This window comes from Streptomyces sp. NPDC058864 (assembly GCF_042742985.1).
In the GTDB taxonomy this organism is placed as follows: domain Bacteria; phylum Actinomycetota; class Actinomycetes; order Streptomycetales; family Streptomycetaceae; genus Actinacidiphila.
This window is the reverse complement of sequence record NZ_JBHYMQ010000006.1, coordinates 1-17,795: the sequence shown is the minus strand read 5'-3', so window position 1 is coordinate 17,795 and position 17,795 is coordinate 1. Positions and strand designations below refer to the sequence as shown.

Here is a 17,795-nt window from a genome sequence, read left to right as displayed (position 1 = left end):
ACCTAACGGGCATGAGGCTCACGTTCCCCCGGCGCACGGCGTCCGCCGTGCGATGGCTGACCACGACCGACCACAAGGCGATCGGCACGCTCTACCTCGGTACGGCGTTCGCCTTCTTCTGCGGGGGCGGCGTGATGGCCCTGCTGATGCGCGCCGAGCTCGCCCGCCCCGGGCTGCAGGTGATGTCGAACGAGCAGTTCAACCAGCTGTTCACGATGCACGGCACCGTGATGCTGCTGATGTTCGCGACGCCGCTGTTCTCCGGTTTCGCGAACTGGATCATGCCGCTGCAGATCGGCGCCCCGGACGTCGCGTTCCCCCGGCTCAACATGCTCGCGTACTGGCTCTACCTCTTCGGCTCGCTGATCGCGGTGGGTGGCTTCCTCACCCCGCAGGGCGCGGCGGACTTCGGCTGGTTCGCCTACGCGCCGCTGTCGAGCGCCGTGCACTCGCCGGGTGCGGGCGGCGACCTGTGGATCATGGGGCTGGCGCTGTCCGGCTTCGGGACCATCCTCGGCGCGGTCAACCTCATCACCACGATCGTCTGCATGCGGGCCCCGGGCATGACGATGTTCCGGATGCCGATCTTCACCTGGAACGTGCTGCTCACCGGGGTGCTGGTGCTGATGGCCTTCCCGGTGCTGGCCGCGGCGCTCCTCGCGCTGGAGCTGGACCGGAAGTTCGGGGCGCACATCTTCGACCCGGCGAACGGCGGCGCCCTGCTGTGGCAGCACCTGTTCTGGTTCTTCGGCCACCCCGAGGTCTACATCATCGCGCTGCCGTTCTTCGGGATAGTGAGCGAGGTCATACCGGTCTTCTCGCGCAAGCCGATGTTCGGCTACACCGGCCTGATCGCGGCGACGATCTCCATCGCCGGGCTGTCGGCGACGGTGTGGGCGCACCACATGTACGTCACCGGCGGTGTGCTGCTGCCCTTCTTCTCCTTCATGACGCTGCTCATCGCGGTGCCGACCGGGGTGAAGGTCTTCAACTGGATCGGCACGATGTGGAAGGGCTCGCTGAGCTTCGAGACGCCGATGCTCTGGGCGACCGGCTTCCTCGTGACCTTCGTCTTCGGCGGCCTCACCGGGGTGATCATGGCGTCCGCGCCGCTGGACTTCCAGGTCTCCGACACCTACTTCGTGGTGGCGCACTTCCACTACGTCGTCTTCGGCACCGTCGTCTTCGCCATGTTCTCCGGGCTGCACTTCTGGTGGCCGAAGTTCACCGGCAAGATGCTCGACGAGCGCCTGGGCAAGATCACCTTTTGGACGCTCTTCACCGGCTTCCACGGCACCTTCCTCGTCCAGCACTGGCTGGGCACGCAGGGCATGCTGCGGCGCGTCCCCGACTACCTGGCCGCCGACGGCTTCACCACGCTCAACACCGTCTCGACGATCAGCTCCTTCCTGCTGGGCTTGTCGTTCCTGCCGTTCCTCTACAACGTGTGGAAGACGGCGAAGTACGGCGAGCCGGTCGGGACGGACGACCCGTGGGGCTGGGGCCGCTCCCTGGAGTGGGCGACGAGCTGCCCGCCGCCGCGCCACAACTTCCGCTCCCTGCCGCGTATCCGGTCCGAATCGCCTGCCTTCGACCTGCACCACGTCGCACCCATGGTGTCGGGAACGGTATCCAAGCTGCCGGATGCGCCACTCCCGGCGACCCGGTCCGAGGCCTAGCGTCGGTGCCATGACGACGTACGGCACCGCCACCGCCACCCGCTCGCGCACCCACACCTGGGAGCCGCGCCCCGAGCCCACCCCGGAACTCCTGGCGCTGACCGGGCGCGAGGTCCTGCAGGGCGCGATCGACGGCCGCTTCCCAGAGTCCTCGATCATGAGCACCCTGGGCTTCCGCTTCGTCGAGGTCGGCGACGGGCGCGCGGTCTTCGAGGGCGATCCCGGTGACCACCTGCTCAATCCGATGGGCACGGTGCACGGCGGCTTCCTGGCCACCCTGCTGGACTCCGCGCTCGGCTCGGCCGTGATGAGCCGCCTCCCGGCCGGATCCACCTACACCACCGTGCAGCTGGGGGTGCACCTGATCCGGCCGGTGCTCCCCGGCACGTCCGCGCTGCGCTGCGAGGGCGTGGCGCTCCACGTCGGCCGGACGACGGCCACCGCCGAGGCCCGGGTGACCGGCGCGGCCGACGGGAAGCTCTACGCCCACGGCACGACGACCTGCGCGGTGCTGCGCTTCGGCTGACCCCTCAGCCGGCCGCCCGCACCGCGCCCTCGCCGACGGCCAGGGCCAGGGCCATGATGCTGAGCTGCGGGTTCACCTCGGGGCAGCTGGGCAGCGCCGAGGCGTCGGCGATCAGCACCCCGTGCACGCCGCGCAGCCGGCCCGCGGGATCGGCGGGCGCCACCTGCGGGTCCGCGCCCAGCGCGACCGTCCCCGTGGGGTGGAAGGCCGACAGGTGCAGCTGCCGTGCCGTCACTCCCTCCAGGGCGGCCGCGAACTCCCTCGGCGTACGCGCCCGCGGCGCGGCGGGGACTCCGGTGAGGACCTCCTCGGCCCCGGAGGCGAAGAGCAGATCGCCCATCGCGCGGACGGCGCGCAGCAGCCGGCGGCCGTCGCGGGGGTCGAGGTCGTAGCGGAGCAGGGCGCCCTCGCGGCCGAGGACGCGTCCGCCGGGCCGGTCCGCGATCATCGCGCCGAAGGTGGCCAGCCGTCCGGAGTCCTCCAGTTCCGCGCGCAGTTCCCGGCCGACGCCCGGCAGCACGAACGAGCCCATGCCGGGCGGCGGGGCGGTCGCCTCGACGAGGATGCCGTCCCCGTGCAGCTCCTCCACGCCGACGCTCTGCAGCACGGCCGGCCCGCCGTCCGCGACCGGCTCGGCGAACCGCCCGGCGACGCTCGTGGCGGGGTGCACGGCCAGGTTGCGGCCGGTCCGCGGGTGCCCGCCGAGGCCGGAGCGGCGCAGCAGCGGGGGAGTGCGCAGCGCGCCCGCGGCCACCACGACCAGCGGGGCGAGGATCTCCAGTTCGCTGCCGTCCGGCCGCCGTACCGCCACCCCGCAGGCGCGCGGGCCGCCGGGCCGGTCGGGCTCGGTCAGCACCCGCCGCACATGGGCCCCGGTGACGATCCGGGCCCCGGCCGCGCACGCCTGCGGCAGCACCGACAGCTGGACGCTCTGCTTCGCCCCGGACGGGCAGCCCACCACGCACTGGCACGAGCCCCGGCACCCGGGGGCGTTGCGCCGCAGGGGCGCGGCCCGCCAGCCGAGTCCGTCCGCGCCGAGCAGGGCGAGGGTGCCGTTGCGCCCCAGTACGTCCCGCGGCTGGGGGGCCACGCGCAGGGTGCGCTCCACCTCGTCCAGGTACGCGCCGAAGGCCACCGGGTCCGCGAGGTCACCGAGCCCGTGCTCCTCGCGCCACCGGGCCAGCACGCGGTGCGGAGTGCGGTAGCAGGTGCCGGAGTTGACGACCGTCGTGCCACCGACGGCGCGCCCGGTCGGCACGATCAGCGGGGGGTTGCCGAGGGCGACGGTGGCGCCGCCGTCCCGGTACAGCTCGGCGAACCGGTCGAGCGGGGCGCGCCGTCCGAACTCCGCCGTGGTGTGCCACCGGCCCTCCTCCAGGACGACCACCCGCAGACCCGCCCGGGCCAGGGTGCGCGCCGCCATCGCCCCGCCGGCGCCCGAGCCGACGACGACGGCGTCCGCGCGCGAGCGGTCCGGCCACTCGCGGGCGGGCACGCAGTCCAGCGGCGGGTCCTGCGGGGCCGCCGGCGCCGCGGCGCGGGGCGGCCCCGCCAGCAGCCGCTCGGTGCCGGCCGCCAGCAGCACCGGCACCTTCACCACGTCGAGCAGGGGCAGCAGCGCGGGCCGTGCGGCCAGTCCCGCCAGCACCCGTTCCCGCTCCCCCGGGCCCAGCCGGTCCAGCCGCCGTCCGGTGCGCGCCGCCGCGTAGGCGTCCACCGCGGCCGCCGCGGCGCGGAAGCCGTGCCGGGTCCGCGCGGGCATCGCCGCCAGCAGACCGTCCAGCCTGTGCGGGACGCCCGCGGGCCAGCCGCCGTCATCGGCGTCGGCGAGCAGCGCGGCGACCAGGCCGCGGACGGCGACGCTCACCGGTCGCCCACTTCGGCGTGGGCGGTGCCGGCGAGCGTCCACTGCGCCTCCGTGCGCCAGCCGCCGCGGCCCCGGCGCTCGAGCAGGACGTGGGCGTCGGCGGTCTCGCTGTTGCGGCACACGGCGGGGGAGCCGTCGGGGTCGGCGTAGTCGAGGGCGAGGGTGCGCTCCGGCGGCTGGTCGACCCGTACGGTGATCCGCCGCCCGCCCGCGCGGCCGGTCACCGTCCAGCGCGGCAGGCCAATGTCGGCGGTGAAGCGGCCGAGGCCGGCGCGCCCCAGGGCCGGACGCAGACCGCCGCGCGGCCAGTCGCGCCCGTCCCTGCGCAGCCGCAGGAACACCAGCGGCGGCAGCCGGTCCAGGCCCGGTCGGGTGGAGACCGCGGCGACGACCTCCAGCACGTCCCCGTCGCCGAGGTCGGCGTGCAGCCAGGCCCAGCGCCGGGCGTTGCCGTGGCCGTAGATGCGGGCCGAGGCCCCCGGAGCGGCGTGCAGGGCGAGTCCGGACGTGCCGTGGCGGACGGTGCCCGTGTACCGGGCGCGGGGCGACGGCACGATCTGCGCGGCGGGCAGCAGCGGGTGCCGCCACGACCAGCGCGGGAAGGTGTACAGCGGCCGCTCGGCGCCGGCGTCCTCGGTGAGGTCCCAGGAGAGCTCGCCCGCCGCGCCCCGCAGCCGGCCCGGGACGGCCTCGACGCCCTCGGCCGTGAAGCCCTCGGCGTCCGTCGCGGGATCCCAGGGCAGCGGGCCGAAGCGGGCGTGCTCCACGGGGCCCTTGCCGTCCGGGGGGAAGACGGCGGCCCAGCCGTGGACGAAGGCGGGGGAGCCGTCGGCGGGGGCGACGAGTTCGTGGTGGAGCCACAGTCCGGTGCCCGTCGCCGGGTCGGTGGCCGTGGTGTACCAGACCTCGGTGCGGCCCGCGGCGCCGTCCCAGCGAGGTGCCCACTGCGCCCGGGGGTCGTCCCGGCGCGGGAAGCGGAAGCTCGCCAGGAACGGCAGGAGCGAGGTCGCCGTCCGGAAGCGCAGGGTGCCCGTGCCGGCCGGCTCCGGGCCGTCCCCGGTGGTGAGGGTGAAGGGCAGAGTGGTCGTCGAGGCCAGCGGCCGCCGCGGGGTGACGGACTTCCAGCCCTCCAGGAGGCAGCCCTCACCGTCGAGTTCGCACTCCAGCCGGTAGTGGATGCGCCGCCGGGCCAGCGGCGAGACCTCCAGCGTGCCGGTGACGGCGGTGTCGGCGCGGTCCGCGACGCGCAGCCGTCCGGTGACGCGGGCCGTGGTCGTGCGGTGGGGCAGCAGCAGTTCGTCGCTGCGTGCCGTCAGCTCCAGCCGTACCGGCCGGTCCCGGTCCTCGCCGCGCAGCCGTACGGTGCCCGTCATGGTCTCCGCGAAGACCGTCCCCCGTGCCGCGCTCACCGGGACCTCAGCCCCTCGCGCATGATCGCCTCGGTCGCCGTCAGGTACGCCTCCGCCGCCGCGCGGGCGGCCGCGGAGTCGCCCTCCTCCACCGCGGCGACCACCGGCGCCAGCCGCCCGTACGCCTCCTCCGCGTCCTGGAAGGGGCCCGCGAGGTGCCGGCGCATCGGAAGATAGGCGTTGAACAGGGTGTTGGTGAGGAGGACGTAGACACGGTTGCCGGTGGCGCGGGCCAGCGCCCGGTGCACCTCGGCGTCCGCCAGCTGCACGGCGTCCGGGTCCCCGGCCGTGCGTACGGCCTCCACCAGCTCCCGCAGCCGGGTGCGTGCGGCGCCGTTCGCCCGGGTCGCCGCGGCGCCGGCGATCAGGGCGCCCACCCCGCGCCGCACCTCGAAGATCTCGGAGAGCCAGCGCGCGTCGTGCCGGACGAGCATGGGCAGCAGATCGGCACCGCCGAGGCGTTCGTAGTCCCGGACCCGGGTCCCGACGCCGTGCCGCGTCTCCAGCAACCCGGCCTGCACCAGCCGCCCGAAGGCGTGCTTGAGGGTGGTGCGGGTGACGCCGTACCCCTCGGCCAGCGTGCGTTCGGGCGGCAGCAGGCTGCCCGCGGGGCGGCGGCCGGTGAGGATCTCCTCGCGGATGCGGTCCTCCAGGACGTCCACGATCGACGTGCGCGGCAGCGCTTCCATCACTCCTCCATGGGTCAGTGGATGAGCCACTCAACCAATGAGCCGACGCACCGTCAAGACCCGCCCCCGCGCCGGGCGTCACCCGCCCGGCCGCGCGGCACCCGCCGTCCGGTCGCCGCACCGCGGCGGTCGGCTTACGTTCGCGAGGGCGTGCCCTCGCCCCGCCCGTCCCCCACGGCCGAAAGGCACAGACATGACGCACCCGTGCGCCCGTCCGTCCGGGCTCCGCAGCACCGTGCGGAGGGCCGTCGCGACGGCCCTCGCCGCCGCCGCGCTCCCCACGGCCCTGGCGTGCGGCGGTCCCGCGGACACCGCCCGCTCCCCCGAGGGCACCAGGACGGCGACGTCCGCCCCGGCCTCGCCGCTCGCGCGGGCCGAGGAGCAGAACCGGACGGCGGGCCCCGCCTCCGCCCCTCCGGCCTCCGCCTCCCCCGCGCAGGCCTCGCCCAGCGGCTCGCCGGGTGCCGGCGGGAACTTCCCGGCGCTCTCCGGCGACGTCGTCGGGAAGCTCGACGGTGCGCTGAAGGACACCCTGAAGAGGACCGGAGTGCCCGGCGTGAGCGTCGGGTTGTGGGCCCCGGGCAAGGGCTCCTGGGTACGTGCGCTCGGCATGGCCGACAAGAAGTCGAAGGCGCGGATGTCGCCCGACCTCTACATGCGGATCGGGAGCGAGACCAAGACCTTCACCGTGACGGCCCTGCTGACCCTGGTCGACCAGAAGAAGGCCGGGCTCGACGACCCCGTCGCCCGGTACGTGGACGGCGTGCCCGGCGGTGACCGCATCACCCTGCGGCAGCTCGCCGAGATGCGCAGCGGGCTCTACAACTACACCGACGACCCGAACTTCCAGAAGGCCCTCAAGGCCGACCCCCACCGGGAGTTCGTCCCCGCCGAGCTGCTCGCCTACGCCTTCCAGCACCCCTCGCCGTCCGGTCCGGGCGCCCGCTTCCAGTACTGCAACACCAACACCGTCCTGCTGGGCCTGGTGATCGAGAAGGCGAGCGGCCTGCCGTTCGGCGACTACCTGCAGCGCACCGTGCTCGGTCCGGCCAAGCTGAAGCACACCGTCTTCCCCGCCGGACGCGCCTTCCCGAACCCGCACGCCCGCGGCTACACGCGGCAGACCAAGGACGGCAAGGAGGCCGACGCCACCGACTGGAACCCCTCCTGGGCCTGGGCCGCCGGCGCCATGATCTCCGACCAGCAGGACCTGCGGGCCTGGGCCCGCATCGTGGCCGACGGCACCCTGCTCGGCAAGGCGACCCAGGCGCAGCGCACGGCCTTCCTCCCCACCCCGTACCCGGGCATCCGCTACGGCCTCGGCCTCTTCGACAACCACGGCTGGATCGGGCACAACGGCTCGCTGCCCGGCTACCAGAGCACCGCCGTGTACCTGCCGGACGCCAAGGCGACCATGGTCGTGCTGCTCAACACCGACACCGCCGTCGGCGGCAACGAGCCCAGCAGCCTCTTCGCCGAGGCGATCACCAAGATCGTCACCCCGGACCACGTCTACGCGTTCCCGCCCACCAACGGCACCGGCACCAGCCCCAGCAGCAGCTGAGCGCCGGCCGCCCGGGCCGGGCCGGTGCCGTCGACGGGGCTCAGCCCACCAGCAGCGGCGGCCTGCGGTCCCGCCACGGGACGGCCTGCTCCAGCTGCGCGGCCACACCCAGCAGCAGGTCCTCGCGGCCCTGGGCGGCGACCAGTTGCACCCCCACCGGCAGTCCCTCGCGGCTCTGGCCGAGCGGCAGGCTGACCGCCGGATGCCCCGAGACGTTGAAGGCGGCCGTGAACGGCCCGTACGCGAACAGCTCGCGCAGCCAGGAGCGCACCGTGTGCCGGGGGTCGTCGTGGCCGAGGGTGCCGTGCGGCGCGGGGAGCGCGCCGAGCGTCGGCGTGACGAGCAGGTCGTACGCGGTGAAGAAGCGGCCCGCCGCGCGGGTCACGCGGTGCTGTGCGTCGATCGCCGCCATCAGCCCGAGCGCGGTGCACGCCTCGGTCTCGGCGAGCACCGCCCGCGACACCGCCTCCAGCAGCGAGCGGTCCATGCGCGGCGCCGCCCGCAGCAGCGCGCCGCCACTGGCGAACGCGCCCAGCGCGGTGGCCTCCACGAGGTCGTCCGCGTCCAGGCGCGGTGCGTCCTCGGTGACCCGGTGACCGATCCATTCGAGCACCTTGCCCGCGTCGACGGTGACCGCGGCGACCTGCGGGTCCACCGGTGTGCCCGTCCACGCGGCGGTGGTCAGGGCGATCCGCAGCCGCCCCGGGTCGGTGCGCACGGCCCGCGCGTACGGCACCGGGGGCGCCGGGAGCGGGTACTTGTCGCCGTACGAGGGCCCGCCCACGGCGTCGAGCAGCGCGGCCGCGTCCCGTACCGTCCTGGTCACGGCGAACTCCACCTGCAGCCCGAACGCCGCCTCGCCCGCGAGCGGCCCGCACGGGGTGCGCCCCCGGCTCGGCTTGAGCCCGACCAGCCCGCAGCAGGACGCCGGGATGCGGATCGAACCGCCCGCGTCGTTGGCGTGCGCCAGCGGCACCGCCCCCGCGGCGACCAGCGCGGCCGAGCCACCGCTCGACCCGCCCACCCCGCGCGCCGGGTCCCAGGGGTTGCGCGTCGGTCCGTACCTGACGGGTTCCGTGGCGAAGCTCAGGCCGAACTCCGGCGCGGTGCTCTGGCCGAGCGCCACCAGGCCGGCCTCCCGGAACCGGGCCATCAGATCGTGGTCGGCGTCCGCGACGGCACCCCGCAGCGCTCGGCTGCCGAGGGTGAACGGCACGCCCCGCACGAACGGCCCGCCGTCCTTGACCACGAAGGGCACACCCCCGAACGGCCCGTCCGCCCGGTACGCGGGAGCGGGGTCGAACAGCGGCAGCGTCAGCGCGTTGAGCTCCGCCCCCGCCGCCTCCAGCGCCCTGCGCGCGACGGTCTCCACCTCGCCGGCGGTGACCTCCCCGGCGCGGATCAGCTCCCGCAGGCCGGTCGCGTCCCGCTCCGCGTACTCGTGCAGCTCCAGCGTTCCGCCCTCCCGCGCCCCGTTTCCCGCGGCCAGCGTGGCACGCGCCGCCGGGGTGCGACCACGGGGTTTTCGCCGGCGGGGGCGCCCCGGGCTCAGGCGCGTACCGCGCCGGGTGCGCGGGTCAGACGACCTTCCGGCGCACCAGCGCGCCCAGGACGAGCGCCCCGGGGACCAGGGGGAGCCAGACCGTCACGATGCGGTAGCCGAGGACGGCCGAGGTGGCCGCCGCGAGGGAGGCGCCCGTGGCGACGAGGGCCACCACGAGGGCCGCGTCGACGGAGCCGACACCGCCGGGTGTGGGCAGCGCCGCCGCCGCGACGCTGGCGACGAGGTAGGCGAGGGCGACGTGCGCGAACGGCACCGGGACGCCCAGCGCCATCGTGACCGCGACGAGGCCGGCGGCCTGCAGGGCGGGGAAGGCCAGCGAGCCGCCCCACAGCGCGAGGGCCCTCGACGGCCGGGCGTGCAGCGTCCGCGCGTCGGTGAACGCCGTGGTCAGGAACGTGCGCACCACCTGCCGCAGCCGCGGCGCGGCGACCAGCACGACCGTGACGACCGCGCAGATCCCGGCCGCCACCCCCGCCGTCGGGCCGACCGGTACGGAGATGCCGTCGGGCAGCAGCCCGTCGAGCCGCAGCGCGTGCGGGAACACGGCGAACAGCACCACCAGCAGCGTCCCGCGGCCCACGCACTCGGCCAGGAAGTACAGCGCGATGGCCGCCGCCGACCGGGCGGGCGGCAGCCCGCACGCCCGCATGAAGCGGAGGTTGACCGCGCTCGCCCCGATGCCCGCGGGCAGCAGGTGGTTCGCGGTGCCCGCGGCGAACTGCGTGGCCAGCAGCCGTCCCGCGGGCAGCCGTTCCAGGACCGTGCCCTGCCGCATGAACGACACCGCCACCCAGGCCAGCCCGGTCGCCGCGACGGCGGCCAGCAGCCAGCCCCGGTCGGCGCCGAGCAGGCCGCGGCCCCCGTCGGCGATCAGCTGCCAGTGCCGGGCCACCCACCACCCGACGAGCACGATCGGGGCCAGGCAGGCGATCCGGCGCAGTGTGGCGCCGCTCAGGAGGTGTGGAGTCGTCGTGGTGGTGATGCCCATGTCCGGTCGCCCCCGCGCGTCGTGCGCCTGTCCGCAGGCGTTGTCGCCCCTTCATGCCCTGTCAGCGCGACCAGCGGGTGTCCTGCGGCTGACGTGCGACCCGTTCCCGGATGGCGGAACGGCTTCGCGGTGCCCGCCCGGCCCGCCTGCGCCGGTGCCGGGGACCCGCGTGGAGGGCTCGCGGACGGACGGGCACCCGGTCGCGCCGTGGCCCGGCCGGGCACGGCCACGGGGCTGTTCAAGCTGCTGCGGGCGACCGTCGCCGTGCTGATGATCGCGCGTCCCCGCTCCTCGGCGGGAGCGTGACCGTGGTTCCCGCCCCGACCGGGTCCCGGGCGCTGGCCCCGCCCCGCCGCCGACGGCCGCCGGCGGTACCGCGGTTCACCGCGATCTGACGGGCACTCATCCCCGTGCGACGGGGCGGGGTTTGCGTGCCGCCGCTCCGGGCAGGCGATCCCCGTGCTTCGGAAGGGAGGCACGCACGCGCGGGGCGTCCCGGCAGGGACCCCGGGCGCGGAGCGTGCCCTTCCGCACGGCACGCCCTGCGCGGCGCGGCTCCCGTTCCCCGCAGGAAGGCGCAGGACCAGCCATGGCCGTTCGAGAGCCCCGTACCGGGCAACCGCATCCGTGCCCGCCGGCGCACCCGTCCCCGGGTGCCCGGCCGCGTCCGCACGACGACACCCCGGACACCGCCGAGGCCCTGCGGCGGATCGCGGCCCTCCCCGACGGCCCGGAGAAGGACGCCCTGCGCGAGCAGGTCGTCATCGCCTGGATCCCCATGTCCGAACGGCTCGCCCGCCGCTTCCGGCACCGCGGCGAGTCCGCCGAGGACCTGCGGCAGGTCGCCGCGCTGGGCCTGGTGAAGGCCGTACGGCGCTACGACCCCGCACGCGGCAGCGCCTTCGAGAGCTTCGCCGTCCCCACCATCGTCGGCGAGGTGAAACGCCACTTCCGCGACCACATGTGGGGTGTCCACGTCCCCCGCAGGGTGCAGGAACTGCGCAGCCGGGTCCGTACCGTCCGCCACGAACTCGTCGGGACGAAGGGCCGCACCCCCACCGTCGCCGAGATCGCCGCGCACGCCCGGATGAGCGAGGAGGACGTGCTGGCGGCCATGGAGGCCCTCGACAGCTTCGCCCCCGCCTCCCTGGACTCGGCCACCCCCGGCGCGGAGGGCCGCACCTTCCTCGACACCCTGGGGTCCGAGGACCCCTGCCTGGACTTCGTCGTGGACCGGGTGGCCGTCGCACCGCGGCTGCGTGAACTCCCGCCGCGCGAGCGGCAGATCCTCTACCTGCGGTTCTTCCGCGACATGACGCAGACCCAGATAGCCGACCAGCTGGGTCTGTCCCAGATGCACGTCTCCCGGCTGATCAGCCGCACCTGCCACCGCCTCCGCGAGGCGGTCGAGGAGGCCGAGGAGGCCGGGGCGGCCGAGCTGACCGGGGACTCCGGGCCCGCAGGAGGGCGCGGTGGACGTCCGCCGGCAGGGGCCGGCCCCCGGCGCTCGCCACGAGCGCGGCCGCGACGTCACGGAGCTTGACGTTGCCGTACTGGGAGGCCCGGACGAGGACCGCCCAGGCCACGTCCCCGGGGCAGGGCGTCAGCGCCATCACCATGCCGACGGCCTGGTCGATGACCGACCGGCTGCCCAGCGCGCGACGCAGCTGCTCGTTCTCCGCGCGCAGCCGTCCGGCCTCGCTCTGCGCGTCGTCCTCGGGGCCGGCCGGCAGGGGGACCATCGTCAGCACCTCCTGACGTCCGGATGCCCCGAATGCGCGTTTCCATACGGGTAAGGGAGGTGACGGCCCGGCAGCCCGCCTCAGCCGCGCAGCGCGGCGTCCGGTGCGACGGCGGTGGGCACGTTGCGGATGTGCGCGTCCAGCGCCGAGCCGAGCACGCACTGCTCGGTGACCTGCCCGCACAGCACCAGGCGGCCCACGCCCGGCTGCCCCGGACCGAGTGCCGGGCCTTCACGACGAACAGCGAGTCCGCGTCAGGGCGTACCGGCTCCACGAGGCCGGTGTGCGGGCCGGCGGCCGAAGTTGTCGTTGCCGTGGATGACGTCCACGCCCTCCTCCCGGGCCCGGGAGATCAGCCCCCGCACCCCGGGCAGCGCCTCGCGCACCGAGGTCAGGCGGGTGGCGGTTCGCGCCGGCGGGCGGTGTCCGGGGCCCGTTGGGCCGCTCGGGCGGACGGCACGGCGCGCGCGGCGTCGCGGGCCAGGGGCGCCGGGGCCCGGCTGGTAGCTTCGCCAGCCTCGCGGGTCCGTCCAGTGCCGTGTCCCGCGCGCCATTCTTCTCGGGGACGGAGACCTGGGTGACGGAACCGGTGGACGACCAGGACAACGGGCACGGGACCGCCGTGACCTCGCCGCCCGCACTCGACCGCCGGGGCTTCGTCAAGTCGGCCGCGGCGGCCGCCGTCAGCCCCGCCGTCCTCGGCACCGCCGCCAGCGCGGCCCCGCTCGCACCGGCGCTGCCGGTGACCGTCCAGACCGCCGCAGCGGCGGCACCTGCGGTCGCCCCCGCCTTCGCCGCGGCGGCCGCGCACGGCATGGTGGCCCGGCTGCTGGCCGTCCCCGCACCCTCCCGCGGCACCGACTGGCTGCACCGGGCGCTGCAGGTGGCCGTGGAACTGGAACTCGCCACCATCCCGCCGTACCTCTGCGCCTGGTGGTCGGTACGGGACCGGTCCGCGACCGTCGCCCGCCTGATCCGCGGCATCGTCACCGACGAGATGTTCCACATGGGCCTGGCCTGCAACATGCTCGTCGCCGTGGGCGGACGGCCGCGGATCGCCGCCGTCACCCCCGACTACCCCTGCTGCCTGCCCGGCGGCGTGCGCAGCGAGCTGACGGTGTCCCTCTCCGGGCTGACCCGCGCGTACGTACGGGACGTCCTCATGGCCATCGAGACCCCGGAGTCGCCGCTCGCCGATCCGTCCGCGGGTCCGCCGACCATCGGGGACTTCTACAACGGGGTCGTCACCGCCTTCCTCGACCACCGCCCCGAGCTCAGCGTCCGCGGCCAGATCGGCCAGCGCATCGGCCCCGACGAACTGCGGCCGATGCGGACCCTGGACGACATCGTCGCCGCCGTGGAGATCATCAAGGAGCAGGGCGAGGGCAGTTCGGACTCCCCCGAGGCGCCGACCGGCGAGGCGACCGGGGGCCACCGCGCCGTGGCCCACTACTACGCCTTCGCCGAGATCTACCACGGACGCACCCTGGAGGAGTCCGACGGGCTGTGGGCGTTCAGCGGCCCGCCCATCCCGTTCCCGGACGTCCGCCCCATGGGCGTGGTCCCCCGGGGCGGCTGGCCGCACCCGCCCCGCGAGGCCGCGACCCTGCTGCGCCGCTTCGACACCGCGTACGGCGAGCTGCTGCGCGACCTGGAGGCCGCCTGGCAGTCCGGGGACCACGACGCGCTCAACCGGGCGGTCAGGACGATGGACCAGCTGGAGGAGCCCGCCCTCGCCCTCATGGAGATCCCGCTCGGCGACGGACGCCACACCTACGGCCCCCAGTTCCGCCCGCTCGCCCCGGGCGCCGAACAGCCGCCCGCGGCCGCGGGCAGCGGCTCCCCCGGACGCCGTCCGTAGGGGTCACGACCCCGGCGCGGCTCCGTCCTGGCCCGCCCGGTCGCGGCGCGCCAGGGCGGTCCTCCGCCGCTGCCGGAGGGGAGGGCCGCGCCGTCCGCACCTTCTCGGCGCCAGGCGTGGGATTTTTTGCGACGCGCGGGTGAGCCCGGGCTGTCATATGCCGGACGCGCAGTCCCGCGGGGCACCCATACGGGGCCGCGGCGCCAACGGGCGCCGCCCTGTCGCGGCCGTACCGGGCCGCCCGTACGAGGGAGTCCCCCGCCTCATGATCCGCCCGATAGCGCTCGCCGCCGCTGCCGTCCTGGCCGCGGGCGCCTCCGTCATATCCGCAGTTCCCAGTTCCTCCGCCCCCCGCGTCGAACAGGTCCGGGCCGCCGATCTCGGGCCGGGTGGGCCCTGGTTCCGGCTCCAGGACCAGCCGGGCAACGGCGATCGCACCCCCGGTGTCCAGGAGGTCTCGCCCTTCGCGGACCCCGTCCGCTTCAACGGCAGCCTCCACCTGGCCATCACCGGCGACCAGCAGTCCCAGGCGGCGCACCCCTTCACCGCCAGGGTCCCGCTCGCCACGATCGCGGCCTCGGAGCTGTCGTACGACTCCTTCGTCACCACCAGCAGCGTCACCGGCACGGCGGCGAACCTCCAGCTCCCCATGATCTGCGCCGGCAGCTTCACCACGCTCAGCTTCCAGCCGCAGCTCGCCACCGACACCCGGGGCCGTCAGGGCGTCGTCCAGGGCGTCTGGCAGCACTTCGTCAACGGTCCCGCCACGCTGTGGCGGACCTCGCGGCAGGTGGCGACGATCCCCGCGCAGGCCGACCGCACCCTCGCCGAGTACATCGCCGCCTGCACCTCGGCCGGCGACGGCGTCGACGGGGTCATCGCCAACGCGGGCCGGCTGGGCCAGCCCAACACGGGGCTCACGCTCGACACGTACGTCGACAACCCGACCGTCGGCGGCACCACGTACGACTTCCTCGTCGACGGCCGCACCACCGCCCGCATCACCCTCGGCAACAGCACGCCGGGGCGGCCCTGCCACGCGGCCTCCGGGCAGATCGTCTTCACCGACCCGGCGGACGGCCCCGCGTACCGTGCCGTCGGCATCCGGTTGATCCTCGCCCGCACCCGCGGCATCGACCCGGGCGACCTGACCGTCACCGTGGGCGGCACCCCGGTGGTCCTCACCCCCGGGCCCGGTGACAGCCTCGTCGGCACCTACGCCCCGTCGCCCGCCGTCGACCTCGGGCCGGGCGGCACCTTCAGCGTCCCGGTCACAGTGACCTTCAACAACGGCCCCTACACCGTCGACGGCGCCGAGACCGCGGAGACCGCGGAGACCGCGGGCGGTCCGGGCGGTCCGGGCCACCGGGGCGGCACCCTGACGCTCACCGCCCATCTGCTCGCCCTCGGCTACGAACCCCTGCAGTTCACCGGGGTCGCGGCCGTCACCACGCTCCGCGCCTGACGCGACCGGCCGGGGCCCGGGCCCCGGCCGCTACGCGCCCCGGAACTCGTGGACGACCTCGATGCGGCCCACGATGTGCCGGTTGAACTCGGGCAGTTCCTCCGCCGGCACCCACAGCTCGAGGATCGTCCGGCCGCCCGCCTGGCGCACCGGGTACCGGGCGGCGAACCCGGCCTCGACCTCGAAGCGCGTCACGTAACCGGCTCCGGAGGCGGGGACGTTCCAGTCACGGGCGATGCGGATCGCGTAGTCCTCGTCGAGCACCGGGTAGAAGATCGGCTGCTCGGGCAGCCGCGGCGGCCACTCCCGCCATCCCGACGCCTCGACCAGGGCCAGTTCCTCCGGCCCGGTGGGGCGCCACAGCGTCACCGTGTCCGTCATCGTCGTCCTCCCGCCCTTCCCGTCCGCCACGGCCGTTCGGGCCGTTCCGGCCGTCCACCGTACGGGCCGACACCGCCGAGGGCCCACCGGATTACGGCCCGGCATAGGATCGCGCGCACGGCATCGCGTGCCGGTCACCGACCGGGTGAGGCATGGAGGTGCCCGTGAGAATGCCTTACGGAGGCATCCCACCGTGTCAGTCGAGTTGAACCACACCATCGTGCACGCCCGGGACAACCGGGAATCCGCCGACTTCCTCGCGCACATCCTCGGCCTGCGGGCCGGCGAGGCATGGGGCCCGTTCGTCCCCCTCCGGCTGAGCAACGGCGTCACCCTCGACTTCGCCACCGTCCCGGCGGAGACGATCGTCATGCAGCACTACGCCTTCCTCGTCCCCGAGACCGCGTTCGACGGCATCCTGAGCAGGATCCAGGAGGCCGGACTCACGTACTGGGCCGACCCGCACGGCAAGCGGCCCGGGGAGATCAACCGCAACGACGGCGGCCGCGGCGTCTACTTCACGGACCCGGCGGGCCACGGCATGGAGGTCTTCACCCGTCCCTACGGGAGCGGCGGCACCACCACCGGCGAGAGCTGAGCGGCCGGTGGGGAGGGGTCGCAAGGCCCCTCCCCACCCCTGATCTTGATGGAGTGTCAGGTACGCCCGTACCCTGCCGACAGCGCGCCTCGCGCCCGTCGAGGGGAGTGGTCGTCATGGCCGAGGACCCGTCCGGTACACCGTCCGACGACGAGATGCTCCAAGCCCTGGCGCGGTACCTCTCCGGGGACGGCGGCGCCGTCCGGCTCGACTCCTCCGCCGGGGCGGACCTCTCCTGGCACTCCGTCCTCGACTGCCGCATCCGCCGCACCACGGAGACCCGCAAGGAGACCGCCAGGACCGAGAAGGGCCGTAAGGACCTCTCCGCGCTCCCCACTTACGCCCGACTCGCCGACTACCGGCCCGGCCCGCCCGGTGAGCACGCCACCGTGCGCCGGATCGAGCTGGTGCGCGAGGGATCCGTGCGCCACAACACCTGTGAGTGCGGCAACGGCGAATGGGCCTGCAGGCGTTGCGAGGGCCGCGGCCGGCTCCCCTGCGACCCGACGACGGCCTGCCCCGACTGCCGCGGGCTGGCGTCATGCGCCGAGTGCGACGGCACCGGCAAACCGCGACCGCGCACCAAGGACCGCGACCGGGACCGCGCCGCGGCGGCGACCGCGTCCCGCACCGTCCAAAGGCGCGTCCGCTGCGCCAAGTGCCGGCGGCCCGACGCCGCATGCCCCACCTGTGCCGGGCGGGGCCGTACGCAGTGCTCGCAGTGCTCGGGGACGGGGCTCGTCGACTGCCCCAGGTGCAAGGGCGGCGGCACCGTCGCGCACGAGGCGTGCGGGGGGAGCGGAGCCGTCACCACCTGGGTCGGCGGCCTCATCGAGCAGCGCAGCCACGAGGAGGCGGTGCGCCGCCCCCGCAAGCGGCCGCCGTGGCCGGTCCGCCGGCGCACCGCGCGCCTGGGCCGGTGGCGCAAGGCCGTGCTGACCGGCGACGACCCGCTGCCCGGCGACCTCGACGCCACGCACGCCGAAGCGCTCGCCCCGTACCTCGCCTCCCGCGCCGACGAGGCCCATCGCAGGGTCGTCCTGCGTCACTTGCCCCTCGCCCGCCTCACCGTCCCCACCGACCCCGACCGCGTCTTCTACGCCTTCCCCGGGACCGGCGGCATCGAGGTGCTCGGGCTGCCCTCCCGCCGCCGGGTCGCCCGCGGCCTCGCGATCGGGGCGGCGGTCCTGGCCGTCGCCGTGCTGCTGCTGAGCCTCTTCGCGTAGCCGGGCCCCGGCGTGCTGCCCGCGCGCGTTCGCCCGCAGCATGGCGAGGGCCCCGGTCCCGTCGGGGACCGGGGCCTTCGTGCCGCCGCGGGCGGCCGCGAAGCGCGGTGGATCAGGCCAGTACCGGCTCGCCGCCGATCTGGCAGGCCTGGCAGGGCGGCCGGCCGCAGGTGCACTGGGTGATCGCCTCGAGCACGCCGCGGTCGTGGTACAGGCACTCGTCGCGGCAGGTGTGG

Annotated in this window: 15 protein-coding genes and 1 pseudogene; 9 read left to right on the top strand and 7 right to left on the bottom strand. The window is 75.3% G+C overall.

Annotation, left to right across the window (positions count from 1 at the left end; translation table 11 throughout):
- Positions 1-11: 11 nt before the first annotated feature.
- Together ctaD and ACFW3D_RS06815 are read left to right on the top strand one after the other, a co-directional pair.
- On the top strand, positions 12-1,679 hold the full coding sequence (ctaD, locus tag ACFW3D_RS06820; protein WP_500502204.1) for an aa3-type cytochrome oxidase subunit I: 1,668 nt from the start codon (positions 12-14) through the stop codon (positions 1,677-1,679).
- 10 nt (positions 1,680-1,689) lie between these two features.
- The gene (locus ACFW3D_RS06815) at positions 1,690-2,205 is read left to right on the top strand and encodes a PaaI family thioesterase (RefSeq protein ID WP_500502202.1); all 516 of its coding nucleotides are present in this window, start codon (positions 1,690-1,692) and stop codon (positions 2,203-2,205) included.
- Positions 2,206-2,209: 4 nt separating this feature from the next.
- On the opposite strand, the gene ACFW3D_RS06810 is transcribed toward ACFW3D_RS06815, so the two are convergent.
- From ACFW3D_RS06810 to ACFW3D_RS06800, 3 genes are read right to left on the bottom strand one after another with little or no spacing between them, the layout of a single operon-like run.
- Positions 2,210-4,072 carry a GMC family oxidoreductase gene (locus ACFW3D_RS06810; RefSeq protein WP_500502200.1) on the bottom strand — a complete coding sequence of 621 codons (1,863 nt, stop codon included), beginning with the start codon at positions 4,070-4,072 and terminating at the stop codon, positions 2,210-2,212.
- The gene (locus tag ACFW3D_RS06805) at positions 4,069-5,481 is read right to left on the bottom strand and encodes a tocopherol cyclase family protein (RefSeq protein WP_500502198.1); all 1,413 of its coding nucleotides are present in this window, start codon (positions 5,479-5,481) and stop codon (positions 4,069-4,071) included. The genes ACFW3D_RS06810 and ACFW3D_RS06805 overlap by 4 nt, the downstream gene beginning before the upstream one ends.
- A complete protein-coding gene (locus tag ACFW3D_RS06800; protein ID WP_500502196.1) occupies positions 5,478-6,170 on the bottom strand; it encodes a FadR/GntR family transcriptional regulator in 693 nt (230 codons plus the stop codon). Before ACFW3D_RS06800 ends, ACFW3D_RS06805 begins: the two co-directional genes overlap by 4 nt.
- 193 nt (positions 6,171-6,363) lie before the next feature.
- Between ACFW3D_RS06800 and ACFW3D_RS06795 the strand changes: the two genes are divergently transcribed.
- Positions 6,364-7,734, top strand: coding sequence for a serine hydrolase domain-containing protein (locus tag ACFW3D_RS06795; protein WP_500502193.1), 1,371 nt, complete (start codon positions 6,364-6,366; stop codon positions 7,732-7,734).
- A gap of 40 nt (positions 7,735-7,774) precedes the next feature.
- On the opposite strand, the gene ACFW3D_RS06790 is transcribed toward ACFW3D_RS06795, so the two are convergent.
- The gene (locus tag ACFW3D_RS06790) at positions 7,775-9,106 is read right to left on the bottom strand and encodes an amidase (protein WP_500502191.1); all 1,332 of its coding nucleotides are present in this window, start codon (positions 9,104-9,106) and stop codon (positions 7,775-7,777) included.
- Positions 9,107-9,311: 205 nt separating this feature from the next.
- Positions 9,312-10,286 (bottom strand): lysylphosphatidylglycerol synthase transmembrane domain-containing protein, encoded by a 975-nt coding sequence (locus tag ACFW3D_RS06785; RefSeq protein ID WP_500502189.1) that lies wholly within the window; start codon positions 10,284-10,286, stop codon positions 9,312-9,314.
- A 93-nt stretch (positions 10,287-10,379) separates the two neighbouring features.
- Between ACFW3D_RS06785 and ACFW3D_RS06780 the strand changes: the two genes are divergently transcribed.
- Both ACFW3D_RS06780 and ACFW3D_RS06775 read left to right on the top strand, forming a co-directional pair.
- Positions 10,380-10,592: a hypothetical protein gene (locus ACFW3D_RS06780; RefSeq protein WP_500502187.1), complete on the top strand. Its 213-nt coding sequence runs from the start codon at positions 10,380-10,382 to the stop codon at positions 10,590-10,592.
- A gap of 283 nt (positions 10,593-10,875) precedes the next feature.
- Positions 10,876-11,829, top strand: a complete 954-nt coding sequence (locus tag ACFW3D_RS06775; protein ID WP_500502185.1) for an RNA polymerase sigma factor SigF — start codon at positions 10,876-10,878, stop codon at positions 11,827-11,829.
- A gap of 294 nt (positions 11,830-12,123) precedes the next feature.
- On the opposite strand, the pseudogene ACFW3D_RS06770 reads toward ACFW3D_RS06775, so the two are convergent.
- Positions 12,124-12,423: pseudogene (locus ACFW3D_RS06770) on the bottom strand (cysteine hydrolase family protein); the annotation flags it as partial.
- 182 nt (positions 12,424-12,605) lie between these two features.
- Between ACFW3D_RS06770 and ACFW3D_RS06765 the strand changes: the two are divergent.
- Together ACFW3D_RS06765 and ACFW3D_RS06760 are read left to right on the top strand one after the other, a co-directional pair.
- Positions 12,606-13,889: a ferritin-like domain-containing protein gene (locus tag ACFW3D_RS06765; RefSeq protein WP_500502182.1), complete on the top strand. Its 1,284-nt coding sequence runs from the start codon at positions 12,606-12,608 to the stop codon at positions 13,887-13,889.
- A 265-nt stretch (positions 13,890-14,154) separates the two neighbouring features.
- Positions 14,155-15,354, top strand: a complete 1,200-nt coding sequence (locus ACFW3D_RS06760) for a hypothetical protein (RefSeq protein ID WP_500502180.1) — start codon at positions 14,155-14,157, stop codon at positions 15,352-15,354.
- 30 nt (positions 15,355-15,384) lie between these two features.
- Here ACFW3D_RS06760 and ACFW3D_RS06755 read toward each other — a convergent pair whose 3' ends face one another.
- Positions 15,385-15,735, bottom strand: a complete 351-nt coding sequence (locus ACFW3D_RS06755; protein ID WP_500502178.1) for a hypothetical protein — start codon at positions 15,733-15,735, stop codon at positions 15,385-15,387.
- Positions 15,736-15,928: 193 nt separating this feature from the next.
- Between ACFW3D_RS06755 and ACFW3D_RS06750 the strand changes: the two genes are divergently transcribed.
- Both ACFW3D_RS06750 and ACFW3D_RS06745 read left to right on the top strand, forming a co-directional pair.
- Entirely contained in the window at positions 15,929-16,333 is a 405-nt protein-coding gene (locus tag ACFW3D_RS06750) for a VOC family protein (protein WP_500502175.1), read from the top strand.
- A 116-nt stretch (positions 16,334-16,449) separates the two neighbouring features.
- Complete coding sequence (locus ACFW3D_RS06745; protein WP_500502173.1) at positions 16,450-17,559, top strand: hypothetical protein; 1,110 nt, start codon at positions 16,450-16,452, stop codon at positions 17,557-17,559.
- Positions 17,560-17,795 lie beyond the last annotated feature (236 nt).